Annotated in this window: 15 protein-coding genes and 1 pseudogene; 6 read left to right on the forward strand and 10 right to left on the reverse strand. The window is 37.8% G+C overall.

Features of this window, described 5'->3' with window-relative positions; genetic code table 11:
• Positions 1–63: 63 nt before the first annotated feature.
• Positions 64–473: pseudogene (locus tag QMD71_02385) on the reverse strand (hydrogenase iron-sulfur subunit).
• 8 nt (positions 474–481) lie between these two features.
• Positions 482–5,014 (reverse strand): FAD-dependent oxidoreductase, encoded by a 4,533-nt coding sequence (locus tag QMD71_02390; GenBank protein MDI6839695.1) that lies wholly within the window; start codon positions 5,012–5,014, stop codon positions 482–484.
• Between the two features lie 246 nt (positions 5,015–5,260).
• Between QMD71_02390 and QMD71_02395 the strand changes: the two genes are divergently transcribed.
• Complete coding sequence (locus QMD71_02395) at positions 5,261–5,422, forward strand: hypothetical protein (GenBank protein ID MDI6839696.1); 162 nt, start codon at positions 5,261–5,263, stop codon at positions 5,420–5,422.
• A gap of 115 nt (positions 5,423–5,537) precedes the next feature.
• On the opposite strand, the gene QMD71_02400 is transcribed toward QMD71_02395, so the two are convergent.
• The 8 genes from QMD71_02400 to gap all read right to left on the reverse strand — a co-directional run bounded on the left by QMD71_02400 (position 5,538) and on the right by gap (position 12,164).
• Positions 5,538–6,440, reverse strand: coding sequence for a CoB--CoM heterodisulfide reductase iron-sulfur subunit B family protein (locus QMD71_02400; GenBank protein ID MDI6839697.1), 903 nt, complete (start codon positions 6,438–6,440; stop codon positions 5,538–5,540).
• 58 nt (positions 6,441–6,498) lie between these two features.
• Complete coding sequence (locus tag QMD71_02405) at positions 6,499–7,017, reverse strand: 4Fe-4S dicluster domain-containing protein (protein MDI6839698.1); 519 nt, start codon at positions 7,015–7,017, stop codon at positions 6,499–6,501.
• Positions 7,018–7,059: 42 nt separating this feature from the next.
• Entirely contained in the window at positions 7,060–7,425 is a 366-nt protein-coding gene (locus QMD71_02410) for a response regulator (GenBank protein MDI6839699.1), read from the reverse strand.
• A gap of 65 nt (positions 7,426–7,490) precedes the next feature.
• Complete coding sequence (locus QMD71_02415; protein ID MDI6839700.1) at positions 7,491–7,850, reverse strand: response regulator; 360 nt, start codon at positions 7,848–7,850, stop codon at positions 7,491–7,493.
• A gap of 217 nt (positions 7,851–8,067) precedes the next feature.
• Positions 8,068–9,150, reverse strand: a complete 1,083-nt coding sequence (locus tag QMD71_02420; GenBank protein MDI6839701.1) for a response regulator — start codon at positions 9,148–9,150, stop codon at positions 8,068–8,070.
• Entirely contained in the window at positions 9,147–9,827 is a 681-nt protein-coding gene (locus QMD71_02425) for an ATP-binding protein (GenBank protein MDI6839702.1), read from the reverse strand. The genes QMD71_02420 and QMD71_02425 overlap by 4 nt, the downstream gene beginning before the upstream one ends.
• Positions 9,828–9,844: 17 nt before the next feature.
• Positions 9,845–11,017, reverse strand: coding sequence for a phosphoglycerate kinase (locus QMD71_02430; GenBank protein MDI6839703.1), 1,173 nt, complete (start codon positions 11,015–11,017; stop codon positions 9,845–9,847).
• A 115-nt stretch (positions 11,018–11,132) separates the two neighbouring features.
• Positions 11,133–12,164: a type I glyceraldehyde-3-phosphate dehydrogenase gene (gap, locus tag QMD71_02435; protein ID MDI6839704.1), complete on the reverse strand. Its 1,032-nt coding sequence runs from the start codon at positions 12,162–12,164 to the stop codon at positions 11,133–11,135.
• Positions 12,165–12,537: 373 nt separating this feature from the next.
• On the opposite strand from gap, the gene QMD71_02440 reads away from it, so the two are divergent.
• The 5 genes from QMD71_02440 to QMD71_02460 form a co-directional block, all read left to right on the forward strand.
• Positions 12,538–12,777 carry a proton-conducting transporter membrane subunit gene (locus QMD71_02440; GenBank protein MDI6839705.1) on the forward strand — a complete coding sequence of 80 codons (240 nt, stop codon included), beginning with the start codon at positions 12,538–12,540 and terminating at the stop codon, positions 12,775–12,777.
• A 7-nt stretch (positions 12,778–12,784) separates the two neighbouring features.
• Positions 12,785–12,955, forward strand: a complete 171-nt coding sequence (locus QMD71_02445; GenBank protein ID MDI6839706.1) for a hypothetical protein — start codon at positions 12,785–12,787, stop codon at positions 12,953–12,955.
• A gap of 5 nt (positions 12,956–12,960) precedes the next feature.
• Positions 12,961–13,881 (forward strand): glycine cleavage system protein H, encoded by a 921-nt coding sequence (locus tag QMD71_02450; protein ID MDI6839707.1) that lies wholly within the window; start codon positions 12,961–12,963, stop codon positions 13,879–13,881.
• A complete protein-coding gene (locus QMD71_02455; protein MDI6839708.1) occupies positions 13,878–15,827 on the forward strand; it encodes a proton-conducting transporter membrane subunit in 1,950 nt (649 codons plus the stop codon). The genes QMD71_02450 and QMD71_02455 overlap by 4 nt, the downstream gene beginning before the upstream one ends.
• 507 nt (positions 15,828–16,334) lie before the next feature.
• Positions 16,335–16,635 (forward strand): hypothetical protein (locus QMD71_02460; GenBank protein MDI6839709.1); only part of this gene is annotated, 301 nt, incomplete at its 3' end.

The following is a 16,635-nucleotide window of genomic DNA, read 5'->3' on the forward strand; positions in this document are numbered from 1 at the left end:
CTAAACTTAATTTTATTTAATAGTGACAAAATTGCAAGTAAAAAATATAAAAAAGTGATTTTGTTATGTGGTCGAAAGAGGTCCTAAGGCTATTACTTCGGTGATAAAATCATTTACAACTTGGCAAAATTTGTTACCTTCTCCTGCTGATACCCATTCAAGTTTGAGTCTTTTAGGGTCTATACCAAGCTGTTGCATCATATTTTTAAGTAGAAAATATCCCTTCGTGTCTTATAATTTCCATTTATATAGTGACAGTCACCAGGATGACAGCCAGCCACCATCACACCATCTACCCCCATTTTGAAGGCTGTCATGATAAATTCTGGGTCAATTCTACCTGAGCACATAGTTCTTATTATCCTAAAATACGGCTTTATCTGTAACCTTGATACTCCTGCCAGGTCAGCTCCTGCATATGCACACCAGTTGCAGCAAAAGACTATAATCTTTGGGTTAAAATCCTTATTCATTCAATTTGTTAGATTGCTTCGCTTACACTCGCAATGACCATTGCTGACAACTGCTCACTCCTAAACCCTTGTTGTTGCATGGCTCCAGATGGACAGGCAGAAGCACAGGAGCCACACCCTTTACATAGCGCCTCATTTACCTTTGAACTTCTCTTACCCTCTTTAACTACCATTTCAATCGCCTCATACGGGCATAATCCACTGCAAACACCACAACCGGCACATAGTTCTTCATTCACTTGTGAGATCGCAGCCTCAGCGGAATATTTTTTATTTGCAATGATTGTAGAAGCTCTGGCTGCAGCAGCTTCAGCCTGATTTATTGTCTCATCAATACATTTTGGACTATGTGCCATACCAGCAACAAAGATGCCTTCAGTAGCAAAGTCAACTGGTCGCAGTTTGACATGCGCTTCAAGGAAAAAGCCTTCACTATTCAAAGGCACCTTTAACAGCTTTGCCAGTTTTTCATTCTCTTTCTCTGGCTCAACCCCATTTGAAAGGACCACAAGGTCTGGTACAATTTCGAGTTTCTCATTAAGAATCGGCTCAAATACAGAAATCATTAGTTTACCATTAGCTCTCCGCAACTCCGGTTTTGACTCATCGTCATATCTAATGAAGACAACACCCGCCTCTCTTGCCTTTCTATAGAAATCTTCTTTCAACCCGTACGTCCTTACATCCCGATATAGGACATAGATACTTGCATCAGGGTTTATCTCCAAAAGCCTTAATGAGTTTTTCACAGCCTGAGAGCAGCAAATTCTGCTACAGTATTGATGGCTATCATCTCTAGAACCAACACACTGAATCATCACTACAGATGATAGATTACAGATTACAGATGACAGATTTTTATCTTGTGTCTTGTTTCTGATTTCTTGCTTCTGATTTTTTGCTTCTTCAAGCAATCCTTCTAACTCTTTCTGTGTGATTACTCGTTTATCTTGACCATATAGATATTCAGTAGGCTGATACTCTTGTGCACCTGTAGCAACAATCACCACACCATGTTTAAATTTTTCCATAGTCCCGTCTTTAAGTATAACTTCAGTCTCATAATTTCCAATATAACCTGAAATTGATTCAATCTTTGCCTCATTGAACACTTTTATCAATCTGTTAGTTTTCACCTTTTCAATAGTTCTTATCAAGAAATTTTGTACATCCCTGCCTTCAATTGTATAATAGGTATGCCTTAAATTGCCACCAAGTTCATTCTCTTTTTCAACCATGAAGACCTCAAACCCTTGCTCAGCCAGCGAGATGCTTGAAATCATTCCCGCAATTCCACCTCCAATGACCAACGCTTTCTGAGTAACATCAATCTCAACCTGTTTTAGCGGTGCAATTAATCGTGCCTTAGCAACTGCCATTCTCACCAAATCTTTTGCCTTTTCAGTTGCTTCTTTTGGCTCTTTCATATGAATCCAACTGCATTGGTCACGAATATTTGCCATCTCAAACAAATAAGGGTTTAATCCCGCTTCCCTAATTGTGTCACGGAAAAGTGGCTCATGTGTCCTCGGTGTACAGGAAGCAACTATGACACGATTTAATTTGTGTTCTTTAATCAGCTCTACAATTCTCTTTTGTGTATCCTGTGAACAAGTATATAGATTATCTTCAGCATATACAACATTTGGTAGTGTTTTTGCATACTCTACTACAGAGGGCACATCTACATAACCGCCGATATTTATTCCACAGTGGCAGATAAATGCACCAATGCGTGGCTCTTGACCCAAGACATCCAACTCTGGTGGATATTCTTTTTTTGTGATTAATGTATTTCTAGCCTCAGTTAGAAGACACATCGCCTTAACTGCGGCAGCTGATGCCTGTGTTACAGTCTCAGGTATATCCTTTGGACCAGCAGATGTGCCACAGACATAGATGCCATCTTGAATTGTATCAACTGGCATAAACTCAGAAGTTCGACAGAACCCGTATTCGTTAAGGGTAACACGTAATCTTTTTGCCAATTGAGCCATACCAGCTTTGGGTAAAAGACCAACTGATAGGACAACCAGAGAAAACTCTTCATTTCTTATTTCACCAGCCTCACTTTCATAATGCACCATTAAATTCTTAGTATTTGAATCTTCATCAATCCTTGAAACACCAGCCCGAATAAATTTCACTCCATACTCATTCTTTGCCCGTTCATAATAGGATTCAAACCCTTTACCAAAAGTCCTGATGTCCATAAAAAATATTGTCGTCTCAAGTCCATTCTTTTCCACAGGATTCTGCGAAGAATGCTCCTTGGCAATGATTGCCTCTTTGATGGCATAGGTGCAACAGACTGATGAACAATAGCTTTTTCCAGACTGTGTATCCCTTGACCCAACACATTGTATAAATGCAATCCTTTTAGGTGGCTTACCATCTGATAATCTCTGAATATGGCCGCCAAACGGACCTGATGCTGAAAGTATTCTTTCAAATTCTATTGAGGTAACAACATTCTTATACCTTCCGTACCCATATTCACTCTTCTTTTTTGCATCAAATTCATCAAACCCAGGAGCAAGGATAATTGAGCCAACATTTAAGTTCAGAGTCTCCTCAGTCATAATATGATCAATTGCCTCTGCTTTACAAGCATCGACACAGAGGTAACAAGAGGCACAAATACCACATTCCATACATCGTTTTGCTTCTTCTACAGCCTGTTCTAAAGTGAAGCCAAACTCAATTTCAGACCAAGAATTTTTTCGAGCCTCTGGGACCAATATTTTTGGCTTTTGACGAAGTATTTTTTTAAATTCCTTTTCAGGTGCTTTAGCAATCTTTATTTCAGGCTTTTCACGTCCTGTTCTTAAGTTATCACCACTCAAAAATCTGTCAATAGAGATTGCTGCCTCGTTTCCATCAGCGACTGCCTCAATAATTGATGCAGGCCCTCTAACAATATCACCACCAGCAAATATACCTGGGACATTAGTCTCTAAGGTTAAGGGGTCCACCTTTAATGTCTTCCAAGGAGTCCACTCCAATTTTTCAAACCCAGAAGGGTTAGGTTCCTGCCCAATTGCTATAATAACTGTATCACCATTAATTGTTATTGGCTTACTTTCTTTTTTAAACTGCGGATTAAATTTTCCATCTTTATCATAAACCGAAATACACTCAATAGTTTCAAGTCCATAAATTTTACCCTCTTTTGCAACAATACTTTTAGGTCCCAATGAATGGTGGATTATCACACCTTCCTCCTCTGCTTCTATGATTTCCCACTCATGAGCAGGCATTCGGTCTTTTGATGTTAAATCCCTTGTCTCAAGGCAGACCATGTGAATCTCTTCAGCACCCAAACGGAGGGCAGTGCGAGCACAATCTATTGCTACATTGCCACCCCCAATGACAATAACTTGCTTACCAAAATTTTTGATATTTCTACTAGATTTAGCGGCTTTTAAAAATGGGATACCGTAGTGTACACCTTTATTTTCTATGCCTTCAATCTTTAACTTCTTCGCATTCTGAGCGCCAATTGCTATGAATATCGCTTTATATCCGTCATTCTTTAAATCTTTTAAGTCCTTATCCTTTCCAAAAGTTACCCCTCCTTTAAATTCAACACCAAAGTCGAGCAATCTTTTTATATCATAAAGTGCAATCTCATTTGGCAAGCGGTATTCTGGAATACAAGAAGTCATCATCCCACCCGGGATAGTAGAAGAGTCTAATACTGTCACTGGATAACCCATTTTTAATAACTTATAAGCACAGGTAAGACCTGATGGACCTGCCCCAATTATAGCAATTTTCTCTTGATGTGTTATCTCTGCCTTCTTAACTGGCTCATCACTATTATTTCTTGCCCAATCAGCTACAAATCTTTTCAGCCGCATTATAGAAACAGGTTCGTCTATATCTTTTCTATTACAATTTTCTTCACATGGATGATGACAGACTCGCCCACATATTGATGGGAATGGAAGAATACCACGGATATACTCAATTGCTTCCTTAAATTTGTTATGTGCAATAAAAGAAGAATATGCCTGCCCAGATAACCCAGCCGGACAAGCATCCTTACATGGCGGAATACCTGTTTTATCAATCTTAAATGCATTAGGAACCGCCTGTGGATAGGGGCGGTAAATTGCATTCCTTTCAGAAAGGAGTTCATCAAATTCATTTGGTAAATAGATTGGACAGACCTTAGCACAGTCACCACAGCCAGTACATTTAGCTTCATCTATATAGCGTGGCTCTTTTTTTACTGTTACAATAAAGTTACCAGCTTCACCAGATAAGCTTTCAATTTCAGCATTAGTAATTATCTTGATGTTTGGGTGACGAGCAACACTTACCAGTTTAGGTGCCAAAATACACATTGAGCAGTCATTTGTAGGAAAAGTTTTATCCAATTGTGCCATCACACCACCAATACTTGGACTCTTCTCCAGTAAATAAACCTTGAACCCCGAATCTGCCAAATCCAAACTTGCCTGAATACCACCAATACCACCACCAACCACAAAGACGGCACCTACCTTAGAGTTTATTGAGTTCTTTGAGTTCATTGAGTTTAGTTTTTATATTTTTTTGCTTTGTTGAATAAATATTTTTGGCACCTTTGATTTTCAACCTCTAACTTGGTTTTAGACAATTTTGACCTTGTCATTCTGAACAAAGTGAAGAATCTCATAAATCGGTGTCAATCAAGGTGTTGCAAGTTTTGTAAAGCGAATTATTCAACAAAGCATATTTTTGTTGACTTTTTTTCATATAATGTATAATATTCTAGATAAGGAGGTGAAAATGATATCATGGAAATATTGAAAATCAATAAGAATGGAATGCTTGTTCTCCCTAAGAGTTTAATTCCTATTTTTAAACCTTCAGATGAAATAGCCTGCTTTGCTAATGGAGATACCCTCATCTTAAAGAAAGTTACTCCCCCATACTTTCAGAAATACCCGAAAGGGTAAAAGAAAAACCCATGCCATTAAGGAAGATAGTTCGTGAAATTCACTCCTACAAACGAAAAATCTAACCAAATAATTTTTTTATTACTTCTTAATTCTTGCATCTTACTTCCTGCCCTTATAAACTCTTTATCTTCTCAAGCAATGCTCTTGTGGAAACCCTATTCATTCTTAAGCCAAGCAGTTTCTCATCAATTCCTAATGATAGACCGAGGAGTTGTGGATAATAAAGTACTGGGAGTTCATATTTTTCACCAAACTTTGACTCAATCTTTCTTTGATTATCGTCATACATCACACTACAGAATGGGCATACCAATACCATTGCATCTGTAGGGGTTTGATTAATCAAACCCCTACAGGCCAACTCTTGCAATTTTGGACGTGCAATTGAGTATGCTAAATCTTCACTAATCGCAAGAATACCAGCACCACAGCACTTCAGCTTTTCACTATAATTGATAGAATTAGCACCAGTTACCCTGATAAGGTCATCCAGTGAATACGGATTCTCGGGGTCTTCAGGATTGTTGTAGATATCAGTAGGTTTTAAATAGTGGCATCCGTAGTGGGATGCAATATTAAGATTTGATAGTTTCTTTTTTACCAGTTTCTTAATTTTATCAATTCCGATATCTTCATATAGAATCCTTGCAAAGTGCTTGACCCTAATATTTCTGCGCATCCGATAATTAATACCCTGCTTCTTTAGTGTTGCGATAATTCTTACCTTCTCGTTAAAGTGTTCAGTTAGATGCTTATTCGCTTCAGTAAGCGAGCTTGTACAAGCGCTACACAATGTGCAGATATCCAGCCCCTTATCTTCGGCAGTTAGCAGATTACAAGCTGCCATTAGAAGAAATGTCTCGTAGTGGACTGATTTTATTGGAAAACCACAACATTCAAAACCATCTAAGTCAACAAGCTCAATACCCAAAATATTAGCAACTGCCCTTGTTGCCATTTCGTAATTTCTGCCTCTACCTAAGACAGTGCAGCCAGAATATAGTGCGTATTTCATATAAGCGAATTACACTAATGATAGCAAATTTAACGAATACTATTCGACTTATTCGCTGTCATTTGTTCAATTTGTTTCCTACGTTTTTTCTTTGTAAAATAATTTTATCAAGTCCGGTCATCTCCACAATTTTTCTTGTAACCCCCTTTGTTTTCTCTATTTTAGGTAGTCCAAGTGCTATCCTCTTATTATTATCGAATTCATCAATCTCATATAATCTGCCGAATTGTTTAATGATATTTATCTGCTGGCTAAATGCCTGATGGATAAGCCCTTCTTTAACCGCAATATTCTTGACAGCATTCATCACCTCAGTAAATTGTACACCCTGTGGGCATCGCTCAGTGCAGGCATAGCAACTGGAACAGAACCAGATAAAATCGTTATTCAATACCCTATCCTTCATCCCTAAAAGGATCATCCGAATAATCTTACGTGGATTATACCTCTCATCAATCTCCCTTATTGGACAGCTGGCAGTACAAATCCCGCATGCAAAACAGAGTTTTATATTTTCACCACCCGTCTCCTGTGCTACTTCGTATTTGAATTTTGGTAAAAGTTCTGATGTATCCATTGTGTAAAAACGAATAACACGAATGATACCGAATTTATCGAATTATCTAAACATAAGGTGCTTTTCAATCTTTTTCAGTAGTGTCTCCGTCTCCACCGGTTTATCAATGTAGTCATCAGCAAGATGGTCAATAGCAATGTCAACTCCATATTCAGGTCTTGAGAACTGCTGTCCTATTGCAGTCAGTATTATGATAGGAATGGGACGAGTCCGATAATTCTCCCTTAATTCATAACAGGTCGTATAACCATCCTTTCCTGGCATAATTACATCAAGTAGGATTAAATCAGGGTTTTCATACCTTGCCTTGGCAATCCCCTCATCTCCATCTTTTGCCGCTATCACCTCATATTGATTAGCAGTTAAGATTTGCCGCGTAGCCTCAACAAAATCGGGGTCATCATCAATTAGTAATATTTTGGGCAGTTTTCTTTTCTCCTTTGGGACTGGTTTTGCGGCAGTTAAAAGGAAATTTACTTTTTCAAGAAGAGCTTGAGGATTACTGGTTTCTCAAGGAAAGCATCCGCTTTATGCTGTATTCCTATATGCTCTGCATAACTACCAGGTTTAGCTCCAATAGCTGTCAAAAGAATAATTGGTATTACAGAATATTTAGGGTCCTCTTTCAATTCAAGGCAAACCGAGTAACCATTTATGTCGGGTAGCATCACATCAAGAATTATTATATCTGGGGCATCAATTTTTGCCTTATTCAACCCTGTCTTTCCATCTTGTGCAATAATAACATCGTAACCCGCCTGCTCAATAATTGTCTTGCTTGCAGCACAAAAATCTGTGTCATCATCAACAAGTAAGATTTTTGTTTTTTTCATTTTCCCCTCCTGTAAGGGTTTGATTAATCAAATCCTTACTTTTTATCGTTTCAAAATTCTCATCTTTGCGGGCGCGAGGTAACCTCACCTTGATTTTTTATGAAACCGCAGATACACACAGATAAACGTAAATAATTAAAATTCATTTAATCTGCGTCTATTAGCGTTCATCCCGCCCCTTTGTGAAGGGGCGGAATTCATCTGCGGTTACACATACCTACATTATCTTCGGTAAATAAACACTAAATCTGCTCCCCTGATTCAACTTACTTTTTATCTCTAATCTTCCATCATGAATGTCCAATATCTTCTTTACAATTGCCAGACCAAGCCCAGAACCTGCTGCTACCCCTTCCCTTTTTATCCGATAAAACTCCTCTCCAATATGAGCAATCTCCTGTTCAGGGATACCGATACCAGTATCACTAACATCAATCACCCAGAAATTACCCTCTTCTCTTGACTCAACAATAACACTGCCGCCTTCACGATTATATTTAATCCCATTACTTATAAGGTTTGTAAAAACTTCTTTAATCATCCCTTTATTACCGTTGACTACAATATTATTGGCTATGGACTTTACCTTAAGACTTATATTCTTTTCCTTAGCAATAGGGTTAACTAAATCAACAACTTCATTAACAACCGAAGAAATAACTAACTCCTTAAATCCTTCTTTCAGTTTTAATTCCTCAACCCTTGAAAGCTTAAGCCATCGCTCAATGAGCGAGAGAAGTTCATTCAAGCGTATCTTCATTCTATTAATAATTTTCGACTGTTCCTCAGAAACTCTACCCGCTACACCACCGGATAGGACTTCCAAATATTGCATCACTGCAACTATTGGCGTCCTCAACTCGTGTGAAACCAGCGAAATAAAATTCTGTCTCATCCTCTCCTTTTCCTCTTTTAATCGCTTGGCTTCAAGTGAACTCCTTCTCTTTTCCAGTGCCCTTCTGATTACAATTCTTAACTCCTCTGGTGTAAAAGGTTTAGGTATATAATCATATGCACCAAGTTTCATTGCCTCAACAGCTGACTCAACAGTTGCATACCCTGTAATAACAATGACAATTGTATCAGGATTAATCTCTTTTATCTTTTTAAGTACATCCATTCCACTAAGCCCTGGCATTTTGAGGTCTAAAATTACAGCATCAAACGACTCTCTCTGTAACAAGGTAATCGCAGTCTCTCCATTCTCAGCTAATTTAACACTGTATTTATGAGATAGCACTTGTTCATAAGAGTCACGGATGACACTCTCATCATCAACAATCAGTATACTTGAGTTCATTTCTTATTGATAGGTAGATTTACAGTAAATGTAGTTCCCTTTCCTAATTCGCTTACAACTTCTATGTTACCATTGTGCCGTTGAACAATCCCATAACTGACAGCTAACCCTAATCCAGTGCCTTTACCAGCTTTTTTAGTTGTAAAAAATGGGTCAAATATTTTACCTATATTCTCTCTTGATATACCACATCCTGTATCAGTAAAGCTAATTTTGACAAACAGGGAATCAGGCGATGTAGTAGTTTTAATAGTTAACTTCCCATTCTCTTTTCCACATGATCCTTCGGACATTGCCTCACCGGCATTTACGAGAATATTTGTAAACACTTGCTGTATTTGGCTTCTATCTATCATAATCATTGGGATAGAAAGATTTAGCTCTTTAAGTATTTGGATATTCATAAACAATGGCTGTTTTCCGACAAGAGATAGAACTTCCTCTATAACACTGTTTATATTTGATAGTTCTAATTTAGGCTCAGTTTGGCGTGCAAAATCCAGCAGTCCTTTCACAATATCTTTACAACGAGTAGCTTCCTTTGCTATTTTCTCTTGAGCTTGCTTTATTATTCTGTCATTGATTAAGTGGATACCAGTAAAAGTGGCAACACAGCCAGTAATTACAACTACTATCAAAAAACTTGTAATCAACTTTACTCTTAAACTAATTTTCATTGATGTAAACTGAATTCTTATCCTAATGCTTCTACTCCGGGCAATTTGATTCCTGAAAGTAATTCAAGTGATGCACCCCCTCCTGTAGATATATGGGTAATTTGGCTACTCATTTCAAATTTATTCACTGCAGCAACTGTATCACCTCCACCTATCACTGTAATACCGCCTCTCTTTGTCACTTCTGCAATCTTTTTTGCTATAGCCTTTGTTCCGTTCTCAAATCTTGTAAACTCAAACACACCCATTGGACCGTTCCAGAACACAGTATTTGCGCTACTTAAAATTTCTGTGTACTGGGTTACAGTATTTGGTCCTATATCAAGCCCTACCCAGCCATCTGGAATCGTCTGTGCAGCTACTACTTTCTTCTCTGCCTCCTTATCAAATTTAGCTGCACATACAACATCTGAAGGTAGTAGCAGTTTATGTTTCCATTTATCAACAATTTCTTTTGCTAAAGTAAGTTTATCCTCCTCTAAAATAGAACTACCTACCCCATAGCCCATGGATTTAAAGAAAGTAAAAGCCATCCCTCCACCTAATAATAGCTTGTCCACAACTGGTAACAGGTTATTTATCACATCTATTTTACCAGAAATTTTTGCACCCCCAAGTAATGCAATAAATGGTTTTCTCGGTGACTTAAGTAGCCCACCAAGATATTTTAATTCCTTTTCCATAAGGAAGCCCGGTACCTTTATATCAAAATAGTGAGTTACCGCTTCAACTGATGCATGTGCTCTATGAGCTGCACCAAATGCATCGTTCACATATACATCACCTAACTTTGCTAATTCTTTTCCATATTTTGAATCGTTTGCCTCTTCCTCTGGATGAAATCTTGTATTTTCAAGTAGCATGACATCGCCATCCTGCATAGTATGTGTAGCTTTTTCATTTTCTTTCCCAATACAACAGGGCATAAATTTAACAGGTTTACCCAAAAGTTTTGAAAGCTGTTCTGCAACTGGCTTAAGAGACATAGATTCAACTCTTTTACCCTTCGGGCGGCCGAGATGCGACATTATTATAAGTTTGCTTCCTTTATTCAGAATATACTGTATCGTAGGAATAACAGCCCTGATGCGGGTATCGTCAGTTATCTCACCTGCCTCAATTGGGACATTAAAATCTACTCTCATCAACACACGCTTACCTTTTAGCTCAATATCCCTTAATGACCTCATAATCCCCTCCTATGTAACTTAACACAAAAAACTTTGTGAGATTGCTTCATCCTGACAAGGTCAGGACTCGCAATGACAAAGAAACTCCTACACAATTTAATACACAAATTTACTTTTAGACTTTTAGACTCTTACCCATATACTTTATAAGGTCTACTACTCTTGCAGCGTAACCGTATTCGTTGTCATACCAAGCTAACACCTTAACAAGGTTGCCGATAACCATAGTCTCAAGTGAATCAAATATTGCAGAATAAGAGTTACCTATGAAATCACAGGATACAAGTGGTGCATCTAAATACTGGATGTATTTTTTCATTACCCCACTTGCTGCCTCTTTAAATACTTTATTCACATCATTTACTGATGTACTTCTCTTAACCCGACAAACAAGGTCAACAAGTGATGCATCAATAGTAGGGACCCTAACTGCTATTCCATCAAGTTTACCCTTAAGTTCTGGTATGACAAGTCCGAGTGCCTTTGCAGCTCCTGTTGTAGTAGGTATCATTGAGACTGCAGCTGCCCTTGCTCGTCTCAAATCCTTATGAGGGGCATCAAGTAGTCTCTGGTCCATAGTGTATGCATGGATTGTAGTCATAAACCCGGACTCAATCCCAAAGCTCTCATTTAACACCTTTGCAATAGGGGCAAGGCAATTTGTAGTGCAGGAGGCATTAGATACTATATGATGCTTACTGGGGTCATAAGTATCCTCATTAACACCCATAACAATAGTGCAGTCTACTTCACCCTTAGCAGGTGCTGTTATTATTACTTTTTTAGCCCCTGCTTTTATATGGCCATAAACTTTATCTTTTGACCTGAAAACACCAGTTGACTCAATAACAATCTCAACTCCCAAATCCTTCCAAGGCAACTCTTCTGGTGTCTTTATAGCAAATACTTTATGCTCTTTTCCGTTGACTACAATTTTATTCCCGACACCTGTTGGGACTGATACTTCAGCATCTAAAATCCCGTAAGTTGAATCGTATTTGAGCAAGTGCGCCAGAGTAGCTGCGTCAGTAATATCGTTAAGCGCAACAATTTCTATATCAGTGTCATCTCCACAGGATCCTTTGGACATAGCTGCTCTATAAACAAGCCTACCAATCCTACCAAACCCATTAATCCCTATTCTCATAATTCACCCCCTTATGACAAAAATCAAATATCATTAATTTACTGAAGTATATTAAGAACTAATTGTAAAGTCAAGGATAAAAAATATTTGAGTTATAAAAATCTTGACAAAATTAGTAGTTAGTGTATTTTTACTATAATATATAATAGGTTTGAAAAATGGCTATATTACTTTTATCAATATTTTTGCCATTTGCACTCGGTATTGTGTGTTTTACTCTCCCTAAGAGGGTAAAATGGGTAGGGTTTTCAGACTTTTGTTTAATTTTAGGTATCATTTTATTATGGAGGGAGGCTCGAACATTTAGCATGACTGAAATCTACAAGCTCCCTTTGACAAGTGGACCAGTAGTTTCGGCATTTATATAATAATAATGATAGGTGCAATTGCAAAGGCTGGTTCTATGCCATTTCATACTTGGATAAGAGATGCAGCATACAAGGCACCACCACCAGTAATGGCACTTTTACCTGCTTCACTTGATAAGTTACTCGGAATATATCTACTTACCAGAATCTATCTTGACTTTTTTAAATTTGTTCCAAATTCAGGTCTTTCTATCTTTTCATTAGCTATTGGCTCTTTATTTGCTATATTTAGTAAGTGGAGGTAATAAGAAAATGAAAAAATGTCCATTTCTTGAAGAAGTGATTGTCAGATATTGTAAAGCTTACCCAATAAAGAAGTTAATTCCTCCAAGCACTTCAGATACAAATAGTATATGTTTGAATAATGGTTATGTTAAATGTTCTAAGTACCGAGATGTTGCTAAAGTAAAATCAAGGGGGTGAGTAAAATGAGTAATGAAGAAAATATAAAAGTAATGAAAGAAACTCCTGGCAAGGAGCGTCTGTGTGTATGGGCGAAGATGGGTGTAATTTCTCATCGGCTTTGCACTCTCAATTACGATTGCAATAAATGTGAATTTAATCAATCTCTTATGGATTCCAGTGGTAAATATGCGGAAGCACCAGAAATGTTTGATATCATTCATCGGTTAAGAAATCTACCAGCAACAGAAAGGAAATGTAGGTATATGTTGATGGGTGAGGTCTCGTATAAACTATGCCCAAATAACTACCTATGTGGCACATGTGAATATGACCAAAGAATGCAAGATGCTATTTATGGGCATCCAGCAGTTTTAGCTCGTAGGGCGAGAGTAGACCAGATAAAAGTGAAAGGCTTCTTAATTTTGCGCTCCCTATATTTTTACAACAAACATACATGGGTTAGAATAATAGATGAAAATACTGTAAGAGTAGGGTTAGATGACTTTGCCCAAAGATTATTAGGAAAGATAGAAGAAATAGACTTTCTTAGTAAGAAAGAATTGCGGCAAGGCGAAATCGGGTGGCAAGTTAGGACCAAAATTGGAGACGCTCAACTACTTTCTCCTATTAATGGAATAGTAAGTAAAATTAACGCTGACCTTTCTAATGTAGAGACACGCCATGGCGTGTCCCTACTAAATACTGACCCTTATGGTAAGGGATGGGTTTTTGAGTTAGAGCCGTTTAATATGGAAGAGGGATTAAAGCAGCTTTTAAAAGGAGACAAAGCTAAAGATTGGCTTGTAGATGAGATAGATAGATTATCACGTAGAATTGAGAGTGATATAGGTGTTACTGTAGCTGATGGTGGAGCTTTAATACATATTATTGATAAAATTGATAATAAGGAGTGGGAAAAATTAGTAAAGGAGTTCTTACAATGATTACATTGCTTACGCTAATCCTTTTGCCCTTTGTTTTAGGTGGAATTATTTTTGTCATCCCTAAAAGGGTGAAAGGAGTGAGGGAAGCTTTAACTATTGCTGTGACACTTACTTGTCTTGTAATTTCCATTTATATCTTCAGATTAGGAGATACTACATTTACTATAAAATGGATTCCAGGATTGGGGATTAAATTTTCATTAAGAGCTTATCATTTTTCATCTTTCATACTTTTGTTCATAAGCTTATTTGGGCTACTCATTTCTATTTTTTCATTTAAATTTATGCAAGATGTAGAAAGGCTATCTGAGTACTATGCATACTTTCTTTTCACTATAGGAGCAAGTTATGGTGCAGTGCTTGCTAATGATTTAGTATTATTCCTGCTATTTTGGGGTATTATTCTTTTGACACTATATGGGCTTTTGTCATTGGGGTCTTACCGTGTAGCTACTAAGGGTTTATTTATTATTGGGTTTTCAGACTTTTGTCTAATTTTAGGTATCATTTTATTATGGAGGGAGGCTCGAACATTTAGCATGACTGAAATCTACAAGCTCCCTTTAACGAGCGGACCAATAGTTTCAGCGTTTGTATTAATGATGATAGGTGCAATTGCAAAGGCTGGTTCTATGCCATTCCATACATGGATACCTGATGCAGCTGAGAGTACTCCTGTTCCAGTTATGGCTTTATTACCTGCGGCATTGGATAAGCTATTAGGCATATATTTGCTGGCACGAATTTGCATGGATTTCTTTAAATTTATTCCCAATTCGGTGCTTTCTATCTTATTAATGTTTATAGGTTCATCTACTATAGTAGCGGCTGTGATGATGGCTTTGGTGCAGCATAATATAATAAAATTACTATCTTATCATGCTGTTTCACAGGTTGGTTATATGGTACTCGGTATTGGGACAGGTATACCAATTGGGATTGCCGGTGGTATATTTCACATGTTAAATCACTCTATATATAAGAGTTGCCTCTTTCTGTGTGGTGGTTCAGTGCAGAGGACGACTGGTACTTCAGAAATAGATAAACTTGGTGGGCTTTCAAAGATACTTCCCATAACATTTATCACCTGTGTCATTGCTGCTCTGTCTATATCCGGTATTCCACCATTTAACGGCTTTTTCTCCAAGTGGATGGTCTATCAAGGAGTAATAGAAGGAGGGATGCAATCAAATGGAGTGCTCTGGATTTTATGGCTTGTAGCAGCTATGTTTGGCAGTGCTTTGACATTAGCGTCATTTATGAAGCTTGTTCACGGTACTTTCTTGGGACAGCCGAGACCATTTAGTACATATCGGCGTGAAACAGCTGATGAAAGAGGCTCTATCTCGATACCAGTAATCGTTTTATCCGGTTTATGTGTCGCATTTGGTGTGTTTGCGTACAGAATCCCTCTGAAATTTTTTATCTATCCTTCTATTAAGACAGTACCATCATTTTTAGGTTTTTGGAGTCCTGCATTAGCTACATTACTTATCATAATTGGTATTATAATTGGTGGAGTTGTTTATTTTGCATCTAAAATTAAGGTGATAAGGGAAGATACGGCTTTTATTGGTGGCGAAGACTTAATGGCAGTCGGTGAGACATTGCCACCGGATGGAGGTGAGCCGATAGCTGAGATGAGGGTATCTGGGATAGATTTTTATGACACCATCCGTAATTATGTGGGTCTAAAAGGTCTTTATGACCGTGCGCTAAAAGGAGTATACGATATTTACAACTGGGGCGTAAAATTCTTCAGAGCAGTAGCTTATTTTGTATGGGTAGCAGGTGACAGGTTAGCGGATTATTTATGGCTCCAGGCTTACAAAACTATAATTAGAGTGGGCAATGTATGTCGTAAAGTACACACAGGTGTTTTAACAACCTATCTACTTTGGATTTTTGTAGGTATAGCAATATTGCTTATAGTGTTATTTTATTAGAAGGGTTACTACATCTCTCCTTAATTACGAGTTTTCTCCCTGTTTGATATAAGATTAAATGAGTGGTATACTTATGGGGAGACCAAAGATGGGACTAACGCCGCAATCTTTGCGAGCTATGAAAAAATAGATACAGGAGGCGAAAAACTCCAATAGAAATACTTGAGGAAACTGGAAGTAGTGTCTCCCCCCAAGTTTCCAATTTACCTACAATTATTTTAGATAATTTTATTGACAATTTTATAGAGGATGGATACCATCTGGGGTCATCAGACGATAAAATTTATTTTTTACTTGACAAATTCAATAAATGGTTTTACTTATTTAAAGTAAGGGGGTGATGCCTATGATTGTATAGTTATAGTAAATCCAAAAATCAAAAATAGCATACAGACCTGTCTTGCCGTCAGGCAGATATACACAGATTCAATGTGTGATTATTTTTGGTTTTGGGATTTTTGAGTTGTTTTTTTTCTTCCCGATAGCATTGGGAAAAGGAGGCGCAATATGTTTGGGATAGTTGTCTTGTTAGCGGCTTCAATTTTATTGGAGCCCGCATCGCTGAGCCTATCTCGCCAAGTAAAGGCGGGTCAAGGTGGGCATAAGTTAGTGACTGGTAGTGTCTCACTTTCTCCTATAGATATGCATGCACGCACTAAGTTATCAGTAAAGCCTGAGACTCTCATAGGACCGCCACCAGCACCAGGTGATACTTTCATAGACTCAATCTATGTTGAGGGTGCCGATTACCTTTGGGGGTGGCAGCTTTACTGGACTTTTAACCCTATTGTATTAAACGCGATTGAGG

This window comes from bacterium, assembly GCA_030018315.1.
Classification (GTDB): domain Bacteria; phylum Hydrothermota; class UBA3073; order JACQXS01; family JAGMCI01; genus JASEGA01.

What these genes read in the sequence shown, in the direction of transcription:
- QMD71_02390 (MDI6839695.1), bottom strand. Translation starts at nt 5,014, where the DNA reads ATGAACTCAAAGAACTCAATAAACTCTAAGGTAGGTGCCGTCTTTGTG.
- QMD71_02395 (MDI6839696.1), top strand. Translation starts at nt 5,261, where the DNA reads ATGGAAATATTGAAAATCAATAAGAATGGAATGCTTGTTCTCCCTAAG.
- QMD71_02400 (MDI6839697.1), bottom strand. Translation starts at nt 6,440, where the DNA reads ATGAAATACGCACTATATTCTGGCTGCACTGTCTTAGGTAGAGGCAGA.
- QMD71_02405 (MDI6839698.1), bottom strand. Translation starts at nt 7,017, where the DNA reads ATGGATACATCAGAACTTTTACCAAAATTCAAATACGAAGTAGCACAG.
- QMD71_02415 (MDI6839700.1), bottom strand. Translation starts at nt 7,850, where the DNA reads ATGAAAAAAACAAAAATCTTACTTGTTGATGATGACACAGATTTTTGT.
- QMD71_02420 (MDI6839701.1), bottom strand. Translation starts at nt 9,150, where the DNA reads ATGAACTCAAGTATACTGATTGTTGATGATGAGAGTGTCATCCGTGAC.
- QMD71_02425 (MDI6839702.1), bottom strand. Translation starts at nt 9,827, where the DNA reads ATGAAAATTAGTTTAAGAGTAAAGTTGATTACAAGTTTTTTGATAGTA.
- QMD71_02430 (MDI6839703.1), bottom strand. Translation starts at nt 11,017, where the DNA reads ATGAGGTCATTAAGGGATATTGAGCTAAAAGGTAAGCGTGTGTTGATG.
- gap (MDI6839704.1), bottom strand. Translation starts at nt 12,164, where the DNA reads ATGAGAATAGGGATTAATGGGTTTGGTAGGATTGGTAGGCTTGTTTAT.
- QMD71_02440 (MDI6839705.1), top strand. Translation starts at nt 12,538, where the DNA reads ATGATAGGTGCAATTGCAAAGGCTGGTTCTATGCCATTTCATACTTGG.
- QMD71_02445 (MDI6839706.1), top strand. Translation starts at nt 12,785, where the DNA reads ATGAAAAAATGTCCATTTCTTGAAGAAGTGATTGTCAGATATTGTAAA.
- QMD71_02450 (MDI6839707.1), top strand. Translation starts at nt 12,961, where the DNA reads ATGAGTAATGAAGAAAATATAAAAGTAATGAAAGAAACTCCTGGCAAG.
- QMD71_02455 (MDI6839708.1), top strand. Translation starts at nt 13,878, where the DNA reads ATGATTACATTGCTTACGCTAATCCTTTTGCCCTTTGTTTTAGGTGGA.